Below are 16,032 nucleotides of genomic sequence, written 5' to 3'. Positions count from 1 at the left end.
ATTTACAAGTTTCTTTCTACAGATTTCATCGCTTTAAACGGTTTTTTCTTGGTCAGAAGCCTCCTAAGAGGCTACTTTTGCAAGATTATGCGCTATGGCCAGCAGGCCAAATTCAATTTCCACCTTCTTCAGTCCACGGAGATGGAACCTCTTGAAGTGCTTGTTGTTCTTGAGGTTTCCAAATACGGCTTCCACATCCTGCGGCCGCTGGCTCCGGTATTTAAGACCTTCCGCAGAAAGGAGTTTCTCACGTTCCCTTTCCTTGATTTTCCTCAGCCTGTGGTTTACCTGCACAATCCTTTCCGACCGGCTTCTGTGACACCGGCATCTTAACGGGCAGCCCTTGCAGTTCCGGGCCCTGTACCTTGAGATGGTCTGTACAAAACCGTTGTCCGTCGTCCGCTTTACATCGGAGAGTCTTTTCATCCTCTGTCCCATCGGACAGTACATCCCGTCGGTTTCTTCATTATAGTAAAAGTTGGCAGACAGGAACGGGTCATTCCTGAAGCTCCTTTTCTGTTCCTTGTGGAAATAGCTGTACTTTATGAAGGTTTCAATGCCATGCCTGAAGGCGTACAGGTAGTTCTCCTCGCTTCCGTATCCGGCGTCACAGACGGACACGTCAGGATATCTGCCGTACAGGGAATGGAAGTCTTCCATGTGCAGGGGATAGGTGGAGGTGTCACCGGCACACTGGTGGAGGGTATAGTTCAGGATGAACTGTCTGTTGGTACTGACCTGCGGGTTGTATCCGGGCTTGAGCTGCCCGTTCCTCATGTGGTCCTCCTTCATCCGCATGAACGTGGCGTCGGGGTCTGTCTTGGAGTAGCTGTTGCGCCCATCGAGAATCTTTCCCTGGGATTCATATTTCTTCAGCTGTTCGGGCCATGCCTTCCTCACGCGCCGAACCTTGGCCTTCACTTTCCGGTCCGCATCCGTTCCCTCCAAGGCTTCATGTATCTGCTCCAGCGCCCTTTCCACCTTCTCGGGGGTGATGTCCTGGTAAGTGACGGGAGCGGAGTCGCGCAACTCCTGCTTGGTGACGGACTCGGCGTACCGCCATATTTCCTCAAGCTGTTCCGCGATTCTGGAGATGCGGGTGTGGATGGACTTGCCCCAGACGAACGTATAACGGTTGGCGTTTGCTTCCATCTTCGTCCCGTCGGTGCAGGCCACGTCCAGACTTACAAAGCCCTCCGCCACGAGGAACTTCACGATGGTGGCGAAGACGGTCTTGAGCACATCCTTCAGCCGACTGCTGCGGAAACGGTTGATGGTGTTGTGGTCAGGAGTCACATTGCCGGTCAGCCACATGAAGCGGATGTCATTGCGGCAAAACTCTTCGATGCGGCGGCTGGAATAGATGTTGCGCAGATAGGCATATACCAGAATCTGCAGCATCATGCGGGGATGGTAGGCCGGACAGCCTTTGACGGAGTACTTGCGGTAAAGTTCTTCCAGGCTGATCTGTTCAATGATACGGTGAACAACCCGGACCGGGTCGTTCTGGGGAATAAAATCGCCTAAACACGGAGGTAAAAGCAGATTATCGTTGGAGGTATAGTTTTTTACTACTATCTTTGGGATATATTGCTTGATTCCCTAAGATACAAAAAATTAGGGAGACGGGCAAGTCCTGACTGAGCGAAGTTGGGGCTTGCCCGATTTTTTTTGCAGACACAAAAAAGGCCATCTCAAATTATATTTCAATTTGAGACAGCCTCATTTTTTATTGTCCCCCATCCATCCTGTCAATCAATGGTCTTTTGAGGAATTGCAACCTCTGCTTGCTGTCGCGGATAAAGTGTATCCTGACAAATAAATCCGACAGGATACCAATCATTGAACTCCCTTTCATTTTCCTTCGAACACCCGTCTCTTTTTTAGGTTTCCCTTCCCTGAAACATACGTTCCGCACGTCGGAAACGTACGTCTCCCGGTCGAGAAACATACGTTTTCCTAAAGGGAAACCTAAAAAACTTTTCGACGCAAGAAAAACACCACCCCAGCGATTTACATTTACCATACCTCCCCTACACCTTCTCCATCCCGCTTTGTGGGTTCTTCATGCAAACGTCACCTCCTGGCAATCATTCTGTAACATAGAAAACCGACCTTTGGGCAGACTTTTAAAAAGGAGGTTAAAATGGAAACTAATGGAAGCAAATATGTAGTGGAATGTACTCCAGACGGAGAATATTATGCTTATCTGTCCAATCACGAGCAATGCTTTGCCTACGGCGAGACGGAAGAAGAAGCGCTGGAGAACCTGGAAGACGCTGCAGAAGAATTTTATGGCGAAATCAATTCTATTTTCTATATCGAAGACATAGCCTGATACTATTTGAACACATTGTAAAAATAAATTGCCGATATTTAGTCATTTCTCAAAGCCATTTCCGCGGGATGCCGAAATGGCTTTTTCCGTTCCCTTCCCCGCCTGTGGATGAAACAGGTTATTCACCTGACAGTCACACGCTTGTAATATGCTTTCTCTTCCTTTGTGAAGCGTTAAGAAAAACATATATCTATGGAAGATAGACCTTATTACCGAACCATCGTGGTTTCGGATATCCACCTGGGGACCACCCATTCAAAGGTGGATCAAATCAGCGATTTTCTGAGCAGAGTCGATTGCGGACGGCTGATTCTGAACGGTGACATCATCGACGGATGGCACTTGCAGAAATCGGGTATCAGCAAATGGAAACCGGCACATACGCATTTCTTCAAAATTATCATGAAGATGATGGAAAAGCATGGCACGGAAATCATTTACATCCGCGGAAACCATGATGACTTTCTGGACAACCTTGCCCCGCTGCAATTTGCCAATCTGACCATCACGAAAGATTATATACTGGAAAGCAACGGCAAGCATTATTTCGTGACGCACGGCGATGTGTTCGACAAGGTGACCACCCAGATGAAATGGCTGGCCAAACTCGGCGACATGGGCTATACGCTGCTGCTGTGGCTCAACAGCCAGTATAACCGCTACCGGGTGAAAAAAGGTAAACCTTACTTCTCACTCTCACAGGCCATCAAGCAGAAAGTAAAATCGGCCGTGTCTTATATTTCCGACTTTGAAAACGTGCTGGTAGATTTCGCCCGCAGCCGCCAGTGTGAAGGAGTGATTTGCGGCCACATCCATCATCCGGAAAACCGCATGATCAACCACATCCATTACCTGAATTCGGGCGACTGGGTGGAAACGATGTCGGCCTTGACGGAAGATGAAAACGGGGTGTGGAAAGTGGTGTACTACACCGAACTGGCACAGCAAGCCGACAGGGAAAAAGAAAATAATGTCATACCTTTCATACCGATTGCCTCATGAGAGTGTTGTTTATTGTACAAGGAGAAGGACGCGGCCATCTCACACAGGCCATATCCATGGAGAAGTTGCTCCGAAGCAACGGACACGAAGTGGTGGAAGTGCTCGTAGGAAAAAGTGAATCCAGAAGACTCCCCGGTTTTTTCAGCCGGAACATTCAGGCACCCATCAAACAGTTCATCAGCCCGAATTTCCTGCCCACACACGCCAACAAGCGGGTGAACCTGACCAGAAGCGTGCTATATAATCTCCTGAAACTTCCCGAATACGCGGAAAGTATCTCTTTCATTCATCAGCAAATCAAGGAAACAGAGGCCGACCTGGTCCTCAATTTCTATGAACTGCTCACCGGACTGACTTATCTCTTCTTCCGCCCGTCGGTACCTCAAATCTGTATCGGACACCAGTATCTGTTCCTGCACCCTCAGTTCAAATTACCCAAGAAAAACAGAGGAAGTCTGTTCATGCTCAACTTCTTCACCCGGCTGACGGCACTGGGAGCTTCGCAGAAACTGGCCCTCTCCTTCCGGGCCATGCCACAAGACAAACATCAGCATATCAGTGTGGTGCCTCCTCTGTTGCGTCAGGACGTGCTGCAACAGGAAAGCCAGCCGGGCGATTACATCCACGGCTACATGTTGAATGCCGGATTCTCGGAAAACATTCTCCAATGGCATCAGAAGCATCCGGAGGTGCCCTTGCGTTTCTTCTGGGACCACTGGGAAGAAGAGCCGGTGAAAAAGGTCGATGACACCCTCTCCTTCTACCAGCTCGACGACACGGAATTCCTGCGTCAGATGGCGGGATGCAAGGCCTATGCCAGCACGGCCGGATTTGAATCCGTGTGCGAAGCCATGTACCTCGGAAAACCCATCCTGATGGTACCGGCTCATATCGAGCAGGAATGTAACGCCCTTGATGCCCTGCAGAACGGCGCCGGCATCATCGACCGGAATTTCAACCTGAGCAACCTGTTGCGCTTCGCACAGACCTATAAACCCAACCGACTGTTCGGCGAATGGGCAAGGTCGGCCGAATACATCATACTGAATGAAATAGAGCGTTTTGCACCGCAAAATACCCTGCAAGGCATGTACATGGTAGAGGAGTTTGTGTAAAAAATTCTAAAAAATCGTTTTGAAATCATCTTGTAACATAAAATCCTTTTCTTTGCAAAAAAAGTGATTTTATGGTAACAAGAAATAGAAAAAAAGAAAAGCCTTATTTGGAAAGAGACATCAGCTGGATGTACTTTAACCGCAGAATTCTGCAAGAAGCAACCCGTAGTCATGTGCCCTTGCTGGAACGGATGGCATTTCTTGGCATCTATTCCAACAACCTGGATGAGTTTTTCCGGGTAAGAGTGGCTTCTCAGAACCGTATTGCCGAGTGCATGGACAAATCGGCTGCCAAAGAGCGGGAGAAAGCCAAAAAACTGCTCAAACAGATTGGGAAACTGAATGCACGCTATGTAAAAGACTATGAAGAGGCGGTAAGCACGGTTACGCAGGAACTGAAAAAGGAAAATATCTACCTCGTATCCGATTCGGAAGTCACGCCCGAACAGCTGCAGTTTATCCAGTCTTTCTACAAAGAGAAACTGAACGGATTCATCGTGCCGGTATGGTTCTCGGCCATCAAGCTGCTGGACTGTGAAAACGACGAAAACATTTACCTGGCTGTGAAGGTGAGCAAAAGTGGCAGCAAACCCTCTCCTGACTATGCTTTTCTGGAACTTCCGGTCAATATCTGCGGCCGTTTCGTACAGCTGCCCGACCATGAGAACAAGAGTTACCTGATGTATCTGGACGATGTCATCCGCTGCTGCCTCCCGTTGGTTTTCGAAGGACTGGGTTACGACAAGTTTGAAGCTTATGCCTTCAAGTTTACCCGCGATGCGGAAATGGAAATCGACAACGACCTGCGTACGGGTACCCTTCAGAAAATCTCCAAAGGGGTAAAGAGCCGCAAACGAGGCGAACCGCTCCGTGTGATTTACGATAATCACATGCCGAAGGACCTGTTGAAAAGGGTGTTGAAAAAGCTCGACCTCGACAGCCTGGATACGGTGATTGAAAGCGGACGCTATCAGAACCACAAGGATTTGATGAAATTCCCCGATTGTGGACACAGCAACCTGAAATATCCGAAATGGCCGCCTATCCTGAAGAAGGAACTCGACGGTCCGGAAAGCCTGTTGAAAAAAATCCAGCAGAAAGACCGTTTCATCCACGTGCCTTACCATAGCTTCGACTCGTTTATCCGGGTGTTGCAGGAAGCAGCTGTGAGCAAACAGGTCACAAGCATCAAAATCACACTCTACCGTCTGGCCAAGGAATCGAAGGTGGTAAAAGCGCTTATCGGAGCAGCCCGCAACGGTAAGAAGGTGACCGTGGTCATCGAACTGCTGGCCCGCTTTGACGAGGCTTCCAACATCAACTGGTCGAAGAAGATGCAGGATGCAGGCATCAAGGTGATTTTCGGGGTAGAAGGCTTGAAAGTACATTCCAAGATTACGCACATCGGCATGAAGACCGGGCCGGATATCGCTTGTATCAGCACGGGTAACTTCCACGAAGGAAATGCCCGGATGTACACCGACTGTATGTTGATGACGGCTTACCCGAAACTGGTAAAAGATGTCGATCAGGTATTCGAGTTCATCGAACGTCCTTACACGCCAATCCGGTTCAAGGAGCTTCTCGTTTCACCGAATGAAATGAAGAACAAGTTCATCACCCTCATCAACAACGAAATCAAGAACAAGAAAGCGGGAAAACCTGCGTATATCAAGATAAAAATCAACCACATCACCGACCCGATTATGGTCAACAAACTGTATGAGGCTTCTGAAGCGGGTGTGGACATCGACCTAGTGGTACGTGGCAACTGTTCCTTGATAACCGATATTCCAGACCTCAGCACACATATCCGGATTCACGGTATCATCGACCGCTACCTGGAACATTCGCGTATCTTCATCTTCGCCAACGGAGGAGAAGAGAAAGTATTCCTGGGTTCCGCCGACTGGATGCCGCGTAACCTCGACCACCGCATCGAGGTGATTACGCCAGTGTATGACCCGGCTATCAAGGGCGAAATGAAGCGGATTGTGGAATATGGATTGAAAGATACGTTGCAGGGGCGTGTGGTAGACGGGCTGGGCGACAACCAGTTCTGGAGCGAAGAAGGACAGGAAACTCCTTTCCGTTCACAGGAGGCACTCTACAACTATTATCTGGCCGAAAATTCCGAAGAATAACTTAAATACTATTATTATGGACAATCTCATAAAAAATTGCGAAACTTATTATGGAGCCATTGATATCGGTTCCAATGCAGTGAGGTTACTCATCAAGTGTGTAGAGGAAGACGAGCAGGGCAAGGCTTTCTTCTCGAAAGTACTCCTGCTTCGTGTCCCCCTTCGTCTGGGATTCGATGTGTTTGCCATGGGCAAGATTGCCGAGAAAAAGGAAAAGAACATGCTGCGCCTGATGAAGGTGTTCCGCCATCTGATGAAAATCTACGACGTGGAAGACTATCGCGCTTGCGCTACTTCTGCCATGCGGGATGCCAAGAACGGAAAGTCTATCATCAAACGGATTGAAAAGAAAACGGGTATTCGTATCGAAATCATCGACGGACAGGAAGAGGCCCGGATGATTTACAACAACCACATTGAATGTATGGAAGACCGGAATGGAAACTACATGTATGTGGATGTAGGGGGCGGCAGTACGGAAATCAACTTACTTTCGCAGGGCACACTGGTGTGCAGCCGCTCGTACAACATCGGTACGGTCCGTATCCTGAACAATGCCGTGAAAGATACGGAATGGGAACGGTTGAAGACCGACATGCAGGAACTGGCTGCTTCCTATCCCGGCACGAACATCATCGGTTCAGGTGGAAACATCAACAAACTGTACCGCCTGGCAGAAAAGAAGGACAAGAAGAAACAAAGAATCACCGTAGAAGTGTTGCATAAGCTACATGATGAATTGAAAAGTCTGTCCGTAGAGGAACGCATGGAGAAATACCAGCTGAAACCCGACCGGGCAGATGTCATCGTACCGGCAGGAGATATTTTCCTGACCATTGCCGACATCATTCATGCCACTTATATCTATGTGCCTGTCATCGGTCTGGCCGACGGTATCATCGACGGTTTATATGCCAGTCACCTGGAAGAGGCACAACCACTCGTAAAGGACAATGCAATTGAAAAGCATACAGACACTACGGAAGAAGTGAATAAATAACGTACATAACGACAGATTATGGAAACGGCCCTATAGGAAATCCACCTGTAGGGCCGTTTTGTTATACACCGGTTTATCCACAACCTATGAACAGCCTGTTACTCCACAAGAACATTCTGTATTTCAAGAATGTACATCTTATGAAATCCACCATGTTCTTCTCCATACCAACGGCTTATCAACAACTTATCCACAAAGTTATCAGCATCTATGAAATCAGCATACAGCTTCTTGCACTCCAATATCAGGCGAGCCTGTTCATAAGCAATGTTCCCATTTTCCGTCACATACGGTTTCAATCCTGAAGCAGCTACTTTATCAATGTCCCTACCCGATTGGCTTCCACATATCTTATGTATGTCCCGATGCGCTTCCCCCAGGAAAGACAGGGTCAATGTATCGCCCTTTTCAATGAACTCGTAAGTATAACGTTCAGGACGGATAAAAATAAACGCCACCGGTTTTCCCCACAGGATACCGGTACCTCCCCAGCTGGCCGTCATCATGTTAAACTTTTCAGGTGTGCCGGCAGTCACCAGCATCCACTCCTTGCCAATGGCATCAAACATATTGTCCTTCAATTCGGACACACTTATTTTCTTCATAATCTCTTAACATTAAATTTCCACAAAGCTAAGGAAATTCCGGCTCCCGTTTTCGTTTTTTAAACTGAATTTAAATAGCATCCTAAAAAATATCTTTTTTCATTTCGGGCTTTTAAAGTATCTTTGCAGGAAATATCATGAACTAAAAAAGAAAGGACTGAACCGTGGCTAAAGATACAGAGGTGGTATTGACCCCGATGATGAAACAATATTTTGATTTAAAAGCCAAACACCCGGATGCCATCATGCTTTTCCGGTGCGGAGACTTTTATGAAACTTATTCCGAAGATGCCGTGGCAGCAGCCGAGATTCTGGGAATCACTTTAACAAAACGTGCCAACGGACAAAGCAAGACAGTAGAAATGGCTGGATTTCCTCACCATGCCCTCGATACATACTTGCCCAAGCTGATTCGTGCCGGACGAAGAGTAGCCATCTGCGACCAGCTGGAAGACCCGAAAACCACAAAAAAACTCGTCAAACGTGGAATTACGGAACTGGTGACTCCCGGTGTGGCCATCAACGACAATGTGTTGTCGTACAAAGAAAACAACTTCCTGGCTGCCGTGTATTTCGGCAAAACAGCCTGCGGTATTTCCTTTCTCGACATATCAACCGGTGAATTCCTCACTTCCGAAGGACCTACCGATTATATTGACAAACTTCTGAACAACTTCGCACCGAAAGAGGTGCTTTTCGAACGGGGTAAAAAGCCTATGTTCGAAGGAAACTTTGGCAACAAGTTCTTCACGTTCGAACTGGAGGATTGGGTGTTCAATGAGACTTCTGCCCGAGAAAAGTTACTGAAGCACTTTGAAACCAAGAACCTCAAAGGTTTTGGAGTGGAAAATCTGCACAATGGCATCATTGCTTCCGGAGCCATTCTTCAGTACCTCGACATGACCCAGCATTACCAGATTGGACACATCACGTCACTCTCCCGTATCGAGGAAGACCGCTACGTGCGACTGGATAAATTCACCGTACGCAGTCTGGAACTGATTGACAGTATGAACGAAGGGGGTACTTCCCTGCTGGATATCATCGACCATACTATCAGCCCGATGGGAGCTCGAATGTTGAAACGCTGGATTGTGTTCCCTCTAAAGGACATCAAACCCATCAACGAACGGTTGGATGTAGTGGAGTTCTTTTTTAAGGAACCGGATTTCAAGGATTTCATCGAAGAGAAACTGCATCAGATAGGTGATTTGGAACGACTCAGTTCGAAAGCGGCCGTAGGACGTATCTCACCTCGTGAGGTGGTACAGCTGAAGATAGCTCTTCAGGCCATCGAACCGATTAAGAATGCGTGCCTGAACGCTGACAATCCCAGTCTACGCCGTATTGGCGAACAACTGAATCTTTGTGCTTCCATCCGCGACAAAATTGCCAAAGAAATAACCAACGACCCTCCCCTGCTGGTCAACAAAGGCGGGGTAATTGCCGACGGCGTCAACGCGGAGCTGGATGAATTGCGCAAGATTGCGTATTCCGGCAAAGACTACCTGCTGCAAATCCAGCAACGGGAAAGTGAGCTGACAGGTATTCCTAGCCTGAAAATCGCTTACAACAACGTATTCGGTTACTATATCGAAGTACGCAATACACACAAGGACAAGGTACCGGCCGAATGGATACGCAAGCAGACACTGGTCAATGCAGAACGTTACATCACGCAGGAACTGAAAGAATATGAAGAAAAGATTTTAGGAGCGGAAGACAAGATTCTGATTCTGGAAACCCGATTATATAACGAACTGGTCACCGACCTGGCAGAATTCATCCCGGCCATCCAAATCAACGCCACACAGATAGCCCGGCTGGACTGTCTGCTGTCGTTTGCCAACGTGGCCCGTGCCAATAAGTACATTCGCCCGAATGTGGTGGATGACGATGTACTCGATATCCGTCAGGGACGCCATCCGGTGATTGAGAAACAGCTTCCTCCGGGAGAAAAATACATTGCCAACGATGTATATCTCGACACGGAAGAGCAGCAGATTATCATCATTACGGGACCGAACATGGCCGGTAAGTCTGCCCTGCTCCGTCAGACAGCCCTGATTACCCTCATGGCACAAATCGGTTGTTTCGTACCTGCCGAGAGCGCCCACATCGGATTGGTGGATAAGATTTTCACCCGTGTGGGAGCAAGCGACAACATTTCCGTGGGCGAATCTACTTTCATGGTCGAAATGAACGAGGCGGCCAATATTCTGAACAACATCTCACCAAGAAGTCTGGTACTTTTCGACGAACTGGGTAGAGGAACTTCCACTTACGACGGTATTTCCATTGCCTGGGCTATTGTGGAACACATCCATGAGCATAAGAAAGCCCGGGCTCGTACGTTATTCGCCACCCACTACCACGAACTGAACGACATGGAAGGACAGTTCAAGCGCATCAAAAACTACAACGTGTCGGTCAAGGAAGTAGACAACAAGGTCATTTTCCTCCGCAAACTGGAACGTGGCGGAAGTGCACACTCCTTCGGTATTCATGTGGCCAAAATGGCAGGTATGCCGAAATCCATTGTGAAACGTGCCGATGAAATCCTGCATCAGCTGGAAGCAGAAAACCGCCAGGAAGGAATTTCCGCAAAGCCACAACCGGCCAAACAGGCTTCTTCCGACGGAATACAGTTGAGTTTCTTCCAGTTGGATGATCCCGTACTGTGTCAGATTCGTGATGAAATCCTGAACCTGGACGTGAATAACCTCACCCCCCTGGAGGCACTGAACAAACTGAATGACATCAAAAAAATAGTAAAAGGAAGATAAACCGTAACGCTTATGTCAACCATTATTTATCCGGCCCCTATCTTCGGCCCTATCCACAGCCGCCGTTTGGGCGTATCGCTTGGTATTAACCTGCTTCCCGCCGACGGCAAATTCTGTACGTTCGACTGCATTTATTGTGAATGCGGATACAACAAGGACTTTCGTCCGAGACAGAAAGTACAAACCCGTGAAGCCGTGCGTGAAGCACTCGAAAAACGCCTGGCTGAAATGAAGGAAAACGGTCCCTCTCCGGATGTGCTGACTTTTGCCGGCAATGGAGAACCGACTGCCAACCCGTATTTCCCGGAAATCATTGACGACACCCTGGCTTTGCGCGACAAGTATTTTCCCAATGCCAAAGTCAGCGTATTGAGCAACTCTACTTTTATCCACCATCCAAAGGTCTTTGCAGCCCTGAACAAAGTAGACAACAACATTCTGAAACTGGATACGGTAGACCCGGACTATATACAGACCGTCGACCGACCGACCGGAAATTATCAGGTAGAAGATATCATTGAAGGTCTGAAGGCTTTCCACGGCAACCTGATTATCCAGACAATTTTCCTGAAAGGTACTACCGACGAAGGTAAAGATGTGGACAATACCACCGACAAGTATGTACTGCCTTGGCTGGAAGCCATCAAACAGATTCGTCCCCGTCAGGTGATGGTCTATACCATCGACCGGGAAACCCCCGACCGGAAACTCCAGAAAGCCACTCACGAGGAACTGGACCGCATTGTCCGGCTGGTAAAAGAAGCCGGTATCGAAGCCAGTGCTTCTTATTGAAAAAGTACATCTCACCCTAAAAATAACAGCGTGTACGCCTGCTTGAAAAGCATTTGTACACGCTGTCTGTTTATTCATCTATACGTCCTTTTTTCTCACTTCATAAAAGCCGGCACCGGCAGGTGCATGCCCGCCATTGTCAGCCCGTTCTCCCGGGCATATTGCAAGTAATACTTACGGCTCTTTACGGCTCCTTTCTTGTCCATGTCATACTGTGCACAGATTTCCGGATGTGCCAGCTGCAAGGCTGCTCCATGGAACAAATCTCCTATTACCAACAGTTTTCCCACTTGGAACACCGTGTGTCCGGGCGTATGTCCCACCGCATTCATGGCTATTACATTTTCCGGTAGCGTATCCCCGAAAACAAAGAGATGCAAACGGTCCTTGTAAGCCTTCATGGTTTTCTCTACCTGTGCTTTCTGGTCGGCCGGCATCTTCATCCACGCATCGTATTCCAGCTGGGAAGCATATACTTCCGCACGTGGAAAAGCCACACTGTCGTTTTTCATCATGCCACCGATGTGATCCCCATGAAAATGGGTTATGAACAAGTAGTTGATATCTTCCGGATGGATGTGCAAAGCTTTCAAACCCTCGAGCAACCGGCTATCGGGTGCCCCCATTCCGGTATCGAAAAGCATGCGCACGCCATCCTTTTCAACCAAGAAGGTACTGATAGAAGCAGGTACCCCGTTCTGTAAAGAAAGACTGTCTATCTGAGCGTCACTGGCATCGGGAAACAAGGTACGCGGCATCAAACGTGGCTGAACGTTGTCACGAATCCATGTCACCTTCATTCCATCCAGTGTCAGTGTAGCCAACATACTGTCCTTCTGCATCTGAATCTCGCCGTATGCCACTTTTGTACTGTCTGTATTCATCTCGCTCTCTGTTTTTTGTTTGGATTGTCCGCCGCAACCGACAAACAACACTGCAGCCACCATTGCTGCAACATAATTCCACCTACTGTTTTTCATTGTTATCTCATTTTTACGTATAACCCATACCCTTCAGGCTTCTCCACAAAGATAACAAAAGCTGGATGCAATCAAAAATAGAAACACATTTTTCTATTTTGACATCTTCAACAGCCCTTTTTCAAAGGCATATCACATAAACATGACAACGCGTACACTTGCCTTTAAAAAAGGTAGCCGTACACGTTGTCTCCTTATATATAACAGATGTTAGAGGTTTTCAACCATGATTTTATGATAATCTGCATACGCAGCTTTATACGCCTCGAGCTTACCCTTAGGCACCACGATAGAAGTGATATCATCTACAAAAGGTAAGGAAGTTTCTTCAAGAGCAGGTGGTTCGTAACCTTTAAACACAATCTTTTCCACAGAATAGTTCGTTCTCAGTCCATAACCTCCAATTTTTTTCACAGACTCAGGAAGGATGATTTGCTTCAAGCGGGGACATTCAATGAATATACCTTCTTGAACTTCCGCCACACTTTGCGGAAGGATGATTCGAGTCAAAGCCTCACAGCCCTCAAAAGCCGCACTTTCCACTACTCCATTGGCTGATTTCATAGAACCGGTATAATTCACATTTTCCAGCTTAGTACAACCGTAAAAAGCCTGCCAACCTATCTTTTGTATGTTGTTCGGAAGAGTAATTGACTTCAGTGTTACGACTTCCCGGAAAGCTTCTGGGCCAACCTCTTGTACCTCTGCCGGAAGTACCACATTTTCCAGTTGGGTCTTCAAAAAAACTTGTGGACCTATTTTTTTCAAAGAAGAAGGAAATGCCACACTCTTCAAGCCTGTTTCACGGAACGCATTCGAACCAATCTCTTCCACATGCGTTTTCGAAAGATTTAATTTCGCCAAGGCCACGCAATCTTCAAACGCATGCTTTTCGATTACTTTCAACGATGACGGGAAGGAGACAGAAACCAATTTCTTACATCTGGCGAACGCTTGTACCCCAATCGACTCTAATCCTTCATTGAGTACCAAAGATTCCACGTTCGACTCCCAAAAGGCTCCTGGAGCGATACTTTTCACTTCTGCAGGAAGTATCACCTGCGACACGTTCTTATCTTTTATACCTTTGAGTACGCCATCTTCCATCAAAAACAGACTCTCGGCAGTCTTCTCTCCTGCCTTCTGCCGGTCCACCTCTATTTTAAACGACTGTTTCTGGCCGGCAGTTACGGTTCCTCCCTTGCTCCACCAGGCATAATTTGCTGCATCCAAAGTGTCCAGCACCACAAACATCAGTTCTCTGGATTTCGTTCCAGCAAACCATTTCTGACGCTCCAATACAAAAGTAGCCTTTCCATTCTTATCAGTCATTACCTCACATAAAGCTTTGGTAGTCTGTTTTTCCTTAAAAGTTTCATAAGTAGCCTCGTCATACATCTTGACAAGCTGATTTTCCAATAATTCTCCTTTTGAATTACACACCGTAATTTCCACAATGGAAGAATTGTCATTCTCTGAAAGTCTCTCTTTTTTACAACCAAAAAGAAGTACACAAATACCTAATAAAGCTACGGACAAAATTTTACACATGTTCATAGGGTTATCTAAATTTACAATAAACTCATCCTACCGACGTAGATGCCAGATGTACTCTCTTCTCTAAAAACAAAAAATGATTTTAATCATATTTACCGCAGATATTACTCTGCTTTCATTAAGGAGCGGCAAAAGTACAATAAAAATTGAATATATATAGAAGAAAAATTCATTTTATTAGATTCTTTATCATTTGTTTCAATTGCTTCCTCTTTATTTTTCTCCATTGGCATCAGGACGTTTTTCTATATGAACTTTCTTCTCTTTCCCCAGCCTCCTTTGTAGAATTGTACATATTATCCACAGATAAGTGGGAATAAATTACACACTTTTTACCCGAATCCTCAAAACGGAAAACAGACATAAATCTGATTATCAACATTTTAATAAAAATCAAAAAGTTTGGCACCGCCTTTGAACTACAATCAGTGTAAAACTTATTTACTAACTATTTAAATTAAAAGCAATATGAAAAAGTTATTTGTAGCAGTAGCATTGGTAATGGGATTAGGAACTTCAGTAGTATTTGCAGAAAACCTGAACGCAAATGTGGACACTGTAAACGTAGTCAACGAATTCAAACCCATTGATGTAAAAGATCTTCCTCAAGCTGTTCAGGATGCCATCACAAAAGATTATGCAGAATGGACTCTCAAAGCAGCATACGTAGAAGAAACAGACGGTGTAAAAACTTACAAGGTGGAACTGGCCGACCAGGAAGAAAACACCGCGACGTTGATTTACAACGAAAAAGGTGAAGTACAAGAATAAGCACTAATTATGATTTGAGTTCAGAAGAAGGGTGCCCCAGTGACAAAGCTGTCACGAAGGCATCCTTCGTTTTATTTCAAGAGCATGACGATGCTGCCACACGTAATTAACGCCGCTCCCACAATCACTCTCAAGCTGACCGGTTCCCTCAAAAACAGGAAAGACAGGCAAATGGTTATTACCACGCTCAGTTTGTCAATAGGCGCCACTCTTGATACATCGCCTGTCTGCAAAGCCTTAAAATAAAACAACCAGGACAAACCGGTAGCCGCACCCGACAATATTAAAAAAAGCCAGGTATGTGTATCCACATGCTTTACATTCACCACTTGACGTTCAGAAAATACAATTCCCCAAGTAATCAGCAAAATAACACTGGTTCGAATCGCTGTGGCCAAGTCTGAGTTGATATTCTTCACACCTACTTTGGCAAAAATGGCTGTCAGTGCGGCAAAAAAAGCCGACAATAAAGCATAATATTTCCACATAACTTCTCTCCTTCCAATGGCTGAAACTACCGAAAATAAAAAAGCTCTGATTCTTTTCTGAATCAGAGCTTCATATATCGCGGTGCGTACGGGACTCGAACCCGTGACCCCATGCGTGACAGGCATGTATTCTAACCAACTGAACTAACGCACCATTAAGTTTTTCTTTCGTTGCTTTCTCTCTCGATTGCGGTTGCAAAGGTAGTGCATTTTTTGAAACCCACAAACATTTCGAGCATTTTTTTTCATATTTTTTCGGCGAAAAATCACAAATAATTGATTTTCAAGCATCATCGGAACAATTTTTTTCCACTCAAAAAATGGAACAAGATGTGATATCGGCTTACTTTCATTCATACATCCCCATAAAATCTGAAAGTGTGCTTATCAAGAAAAGATGGTTTTCCCACATTTTTTATGTTTTGCTGACGGAAAACGTATGTTTCCGCCTAGG

At 46.4% G+C, this 16,032-nt stretch carries 13 protein-coding genes and 1 tRNA gene; 8 read left to right on the top strand and 6 right to left on the bottom strand.

The genetic code is table 11. The features are described from left to right. Positions 1 to 63: 63 nt before the first annotated feature. Positions 64 to 1,587, bottom strand: coding sequence for an IS1182 family transposase (locus tag BQ7480_RS16300; protein WP_072543663.1), 1,524 nt, complete (start codon positions 1,585 to 1,587; stop codon positions 64 to 66). A 559-nt stretch (positions 1,588 to 2,146) separates the two neighbouring features. Here BQ7480_RS16300 and BQ7480_RS16290 point away from each other — a divergent pair. From BQ7480_RS16290 to BQ7480_RS16270, 5 genes are all read left to right on the top strand, one after another. Continuing rightward, positions 2,147 to 2,338, top strand: coding sequence for a type II toxin-antitoxin system HicB family antitoxin (locus BQ7480_RS16290; RefSeq protein WP_022354518.1), 192 nt, complete (start codon positions 2,147 to 2,149; stop codon positions 2,336 to 2,338). A 192-nt stretch (positions 2,339 to 2,530) separates the two neighbouring features. Beyond that, positions 2,531 to 3,340 carry a UDP-2,3-diacylglucosamine diphosphatase gene (locus BQ7480_RS16285; protein WP_022354517.1) on the top strand — a complete coding sequence of 270 codons (810 nt, stop codon included), beginning with the start codon at positions 2,531 to 2,533 and terminating at the stop codon, positions 3,338 to 3,340. Further along, a complete protein-coding gene (locus BQ7480_RS16280; protein WP_072543661.1) occupies positions 3,337 to 4,455 on the top strand; it encodes a glycosyltransferase family protein in 1,119 nt (372 codons plus the stop codon). Before BQ7480_RS16285 ends, BQ7480_RS16280 begins: the two co-directional genes overlap by 4 nt. Positions 4,456 to 4,526: 71 nt before the next feature. Then, complete coding sequence (locus tag BQ7480_RS16275; RefSeq protein ID WP_072543660.1) at positions 4,527 to 6,599, top strand: RNA degradosome polyphosphate kinase; 2,073 nt, start codon at positions 4,527 to 4,529, stop codon at positions 6,597 to 6,599. Between the two features lie 16 nt (positions 6,600 to 6,615). Then, positions 6,616 to 7,599, top strand: a complete 984-nt coding sequence (locus BQ7480_RS16270) for a Ppx/GppA phosphatase family protein (protein ID WP_072543659.1) — start codon at positions 6,616 to 6,618, stop codon at positions 7,597 to 7,599. 98 nt (positions 7,600 to 7,697) lie between these two features. On the opposite strand, the gene BQ7480_RS16265 is transcribed toward BQ7480_RS16270, so the two are convergent. Further along, positions 7,698 to 8,204 carry a flavin reductase family protein gene (locus BQ7480_RS16265; RefSeq protein ID WP_072543658.1) on the bottom strand — a complete coding sequence of 169 codons (507 nt, stop codon included), beginning with the start codon at positions 8,202 to 8,204 and terminating at the stop codon, positions 7,698 to 7,700. Positions 8,205 to 8,401: 197 nt separating this feature from the next. Here BQ7480_RS16265 and mutS point away from each other — a divergent pair, with 197 nt between their 5' ends. Both mutS and BQ7480_RS16255 read left to right on the top strand, forming a co-directional pair. After that, positions 8,402 to 10,990 carry a DNA mismatch repair protein MutS gene (gene mutS, locus BQ7480_RS16260; RefSeq protein ID WP_072543657.1) on the top strand — a complete coding sequence of 863 codons (2,589 nt, stop codon included), beginning with the start codon at positions 8,402 to 8,404 and terminating at the stop codon, positions 10,988 to 10,990. Between the two features lie 12 nt (positions 10,991 to 11,002). Then, positions 11,003 to 11,782 carry a radical SAM protein gene (locus BQ7480_RS16255; protein WP_072543656.1) on the top strand — a complete coding sequence of 260 codons (780 nt, stop codon included), beginning with the start codon at positions 11,003 to 11,005 and terminating at the stop codon, positions 11,780 to 11,782. Positions 11,783 to 11,877: 95 nt separating this feature from the next. Here BQ7480_RS16255 and BQ7480_RS16250 read toward each other — a convergent pair whose 3' ends face one another. Both BQ7480_RS16250 and BQ7480_RS16245 read right to left on the bottom strand, forming a co-directional pair. Then, positions 11,878 to 12,762, bottom strand: a complete 885-nt coding sequence (locus BQ7480_RS16250) for an MBL fold metallo-hydrolase (RefSeq protein ID WP_072543655.1) — start codon at positions 12,760 to 12,762, stop codon at positions 11,878 to 11,880. Between the two features lie 210 nt (positions 12,763 to 12,972). Continuing rightward, positions 12,973 to 14,181, bottom strand: a complete 1,209-nt coding sequence (locus BQ7480_RS16245) for a leucine-rich repeat domain-containing protein (RefSeq protein ID WP_161946444.1) — start codon at positions 14,179 to 14,181, stop codon at positions 12,973 to 12,975. 606 nt (positions 14,182 to 14,787) lie between these two features. Between BQ7480_RS16245 and BQ7480_RS16240 the strand changes: the two genes are divergently transcribed. Then, positions 14,788 to 15,090, top strand: a complete 303-nt coding sequence (locus BQ7480_RS16240; RefSeq protein WP_072543653.1) for a hypothetical protein — start codon at positions 14,788 to 14,790, stop codon at positions 15,088 to 15,090. A gap of 71 nt (positions 15,091 to 15,161) precedes the next feature. Here BQ7480_RS16240 and BQ7480_RS16235 read toward each other — a convergent pair whose 3' ends face one another. Both BQ7480_RS16235 and BQ7480_RS16230 read right to left on the bottom strand, forming a co-directional pair. Beyond that, complete coding sequence (locus tag BQ7480_RS16235; RefSeq protein WP_072543652.1) at positions 15,162 to 15,578, bottom strand: EamA family transporter; 417 nt, start codon at positions 15,576 to 15,578, stop codon at positions 15,162 to 15,164. Between the two features lie 80 nt (positions 15,579 to 15,658). After that, a tRNA-Asp gene (locus BQ7480_RS16230) sits at positions 15,659 to 15,732 on the bottom strand. Positions 15,733 to 16,032: the final 300 nt, after the last annotated feature.

This window comes from Bacteroides mediterraneensis (assembly GCF_900128455.1).
Classification (GTDB): domain Bacteria; phylum Bacteroidota; class Bacteroidia; order Bacteroidales; family Bacteroidaceae; genus Phocaeicola; species Phocaeicola mediterraneensis.
The sequence above is the reverse complement of the archived record's forward strand: the minus strand, read 5'-3'. Positions and strand labels throughout refer to the sequence as shown.

What these genes read in the sequence shown, in the direction of transcription:
- mutS (WP_072543657.1), top strand. Translation starts at nt 8,402, where the DNA reads ATGATGAAACAATATTTTGATTTAAAAGCCAAACACCCGGATGCCATC.
- BQ7480_RS16290 (WP_022354518.1), top strand. Translation starts at nt 2,147, where the DNA reads ATGGAAACTAATGGAAGCAAATATGTAGTGGAATGTACTCCAGACGGA.
- BQ7480_RS16280 (WP_072543661.1), top strand. Translation starts at nt 3,337, where the DNA reads ATGAGAGTGTTGTTTATTGTACAAGGAGAAGGACGCGGCCATCTCACA.
- BQ7480_RS16275 (WP_072543660.1), top strand. Translation starts at nt 4,527, where the DNA reads ATGGTAACAAGAAATAGAAAAAAAGAAAAGCCTTATTTGGAAAGAGAC.
- BQ7480_RS16255 (WP_072543656.1), top strand. Translation starts at nt 11,003, where the DNA reads ATGTCAACCATTATTTATCCGGCCCCTATCTTCGGCCCTATCCACAGC.
- BQ7480_RS16285 (WP_022354517.1), top strand. Translation starts at nt 2,531, where the DNA reads ATGGAAGATAGACCTTATTACCGAACCATCGTGGTTTCGGATATCCAC.
- BQ7480_RS16270 (WP_072543659.1), top strand. Translation starts at nt 6,616, where the DNA reads ATGGACAATCTCATAAAAAATTGCGAAACTTATTATGGAGCCATTGAT.
- BQ7480_RS16235 (WP_072543652.1), bottom strand. Translation starts at nt 15,578, where the DNA reads ATGTGGAAATATTATGCTTTATTGTCGGCTTTTTTTGCCGCACTGACA.
- BQ7480_RS16240 (WP_072543653.1), top strand. Translation starts at nt 14,788, where the DNA reads ATGAAAAAGTTATTTGTAGCAGTAGCATTGGTAATGGGATTAGGAACT.
- BQ7480_RS16250 (WP_072543655.1), bottom strand. Translation starts at nt 12,762, where the DNA reads ATGAAAAACAGTAGGTGGAATTATGTTGCAGCAATGGTGGCTGCAGTG.
- BQ7480_RS16265 (WP_072543658.1), bottom strand. Translation starts at nt 8,204, where the DNA reads ATGAAGAAAATAAGTGTGTCCGAATTGAAGGACAATATGTTTGATGCC.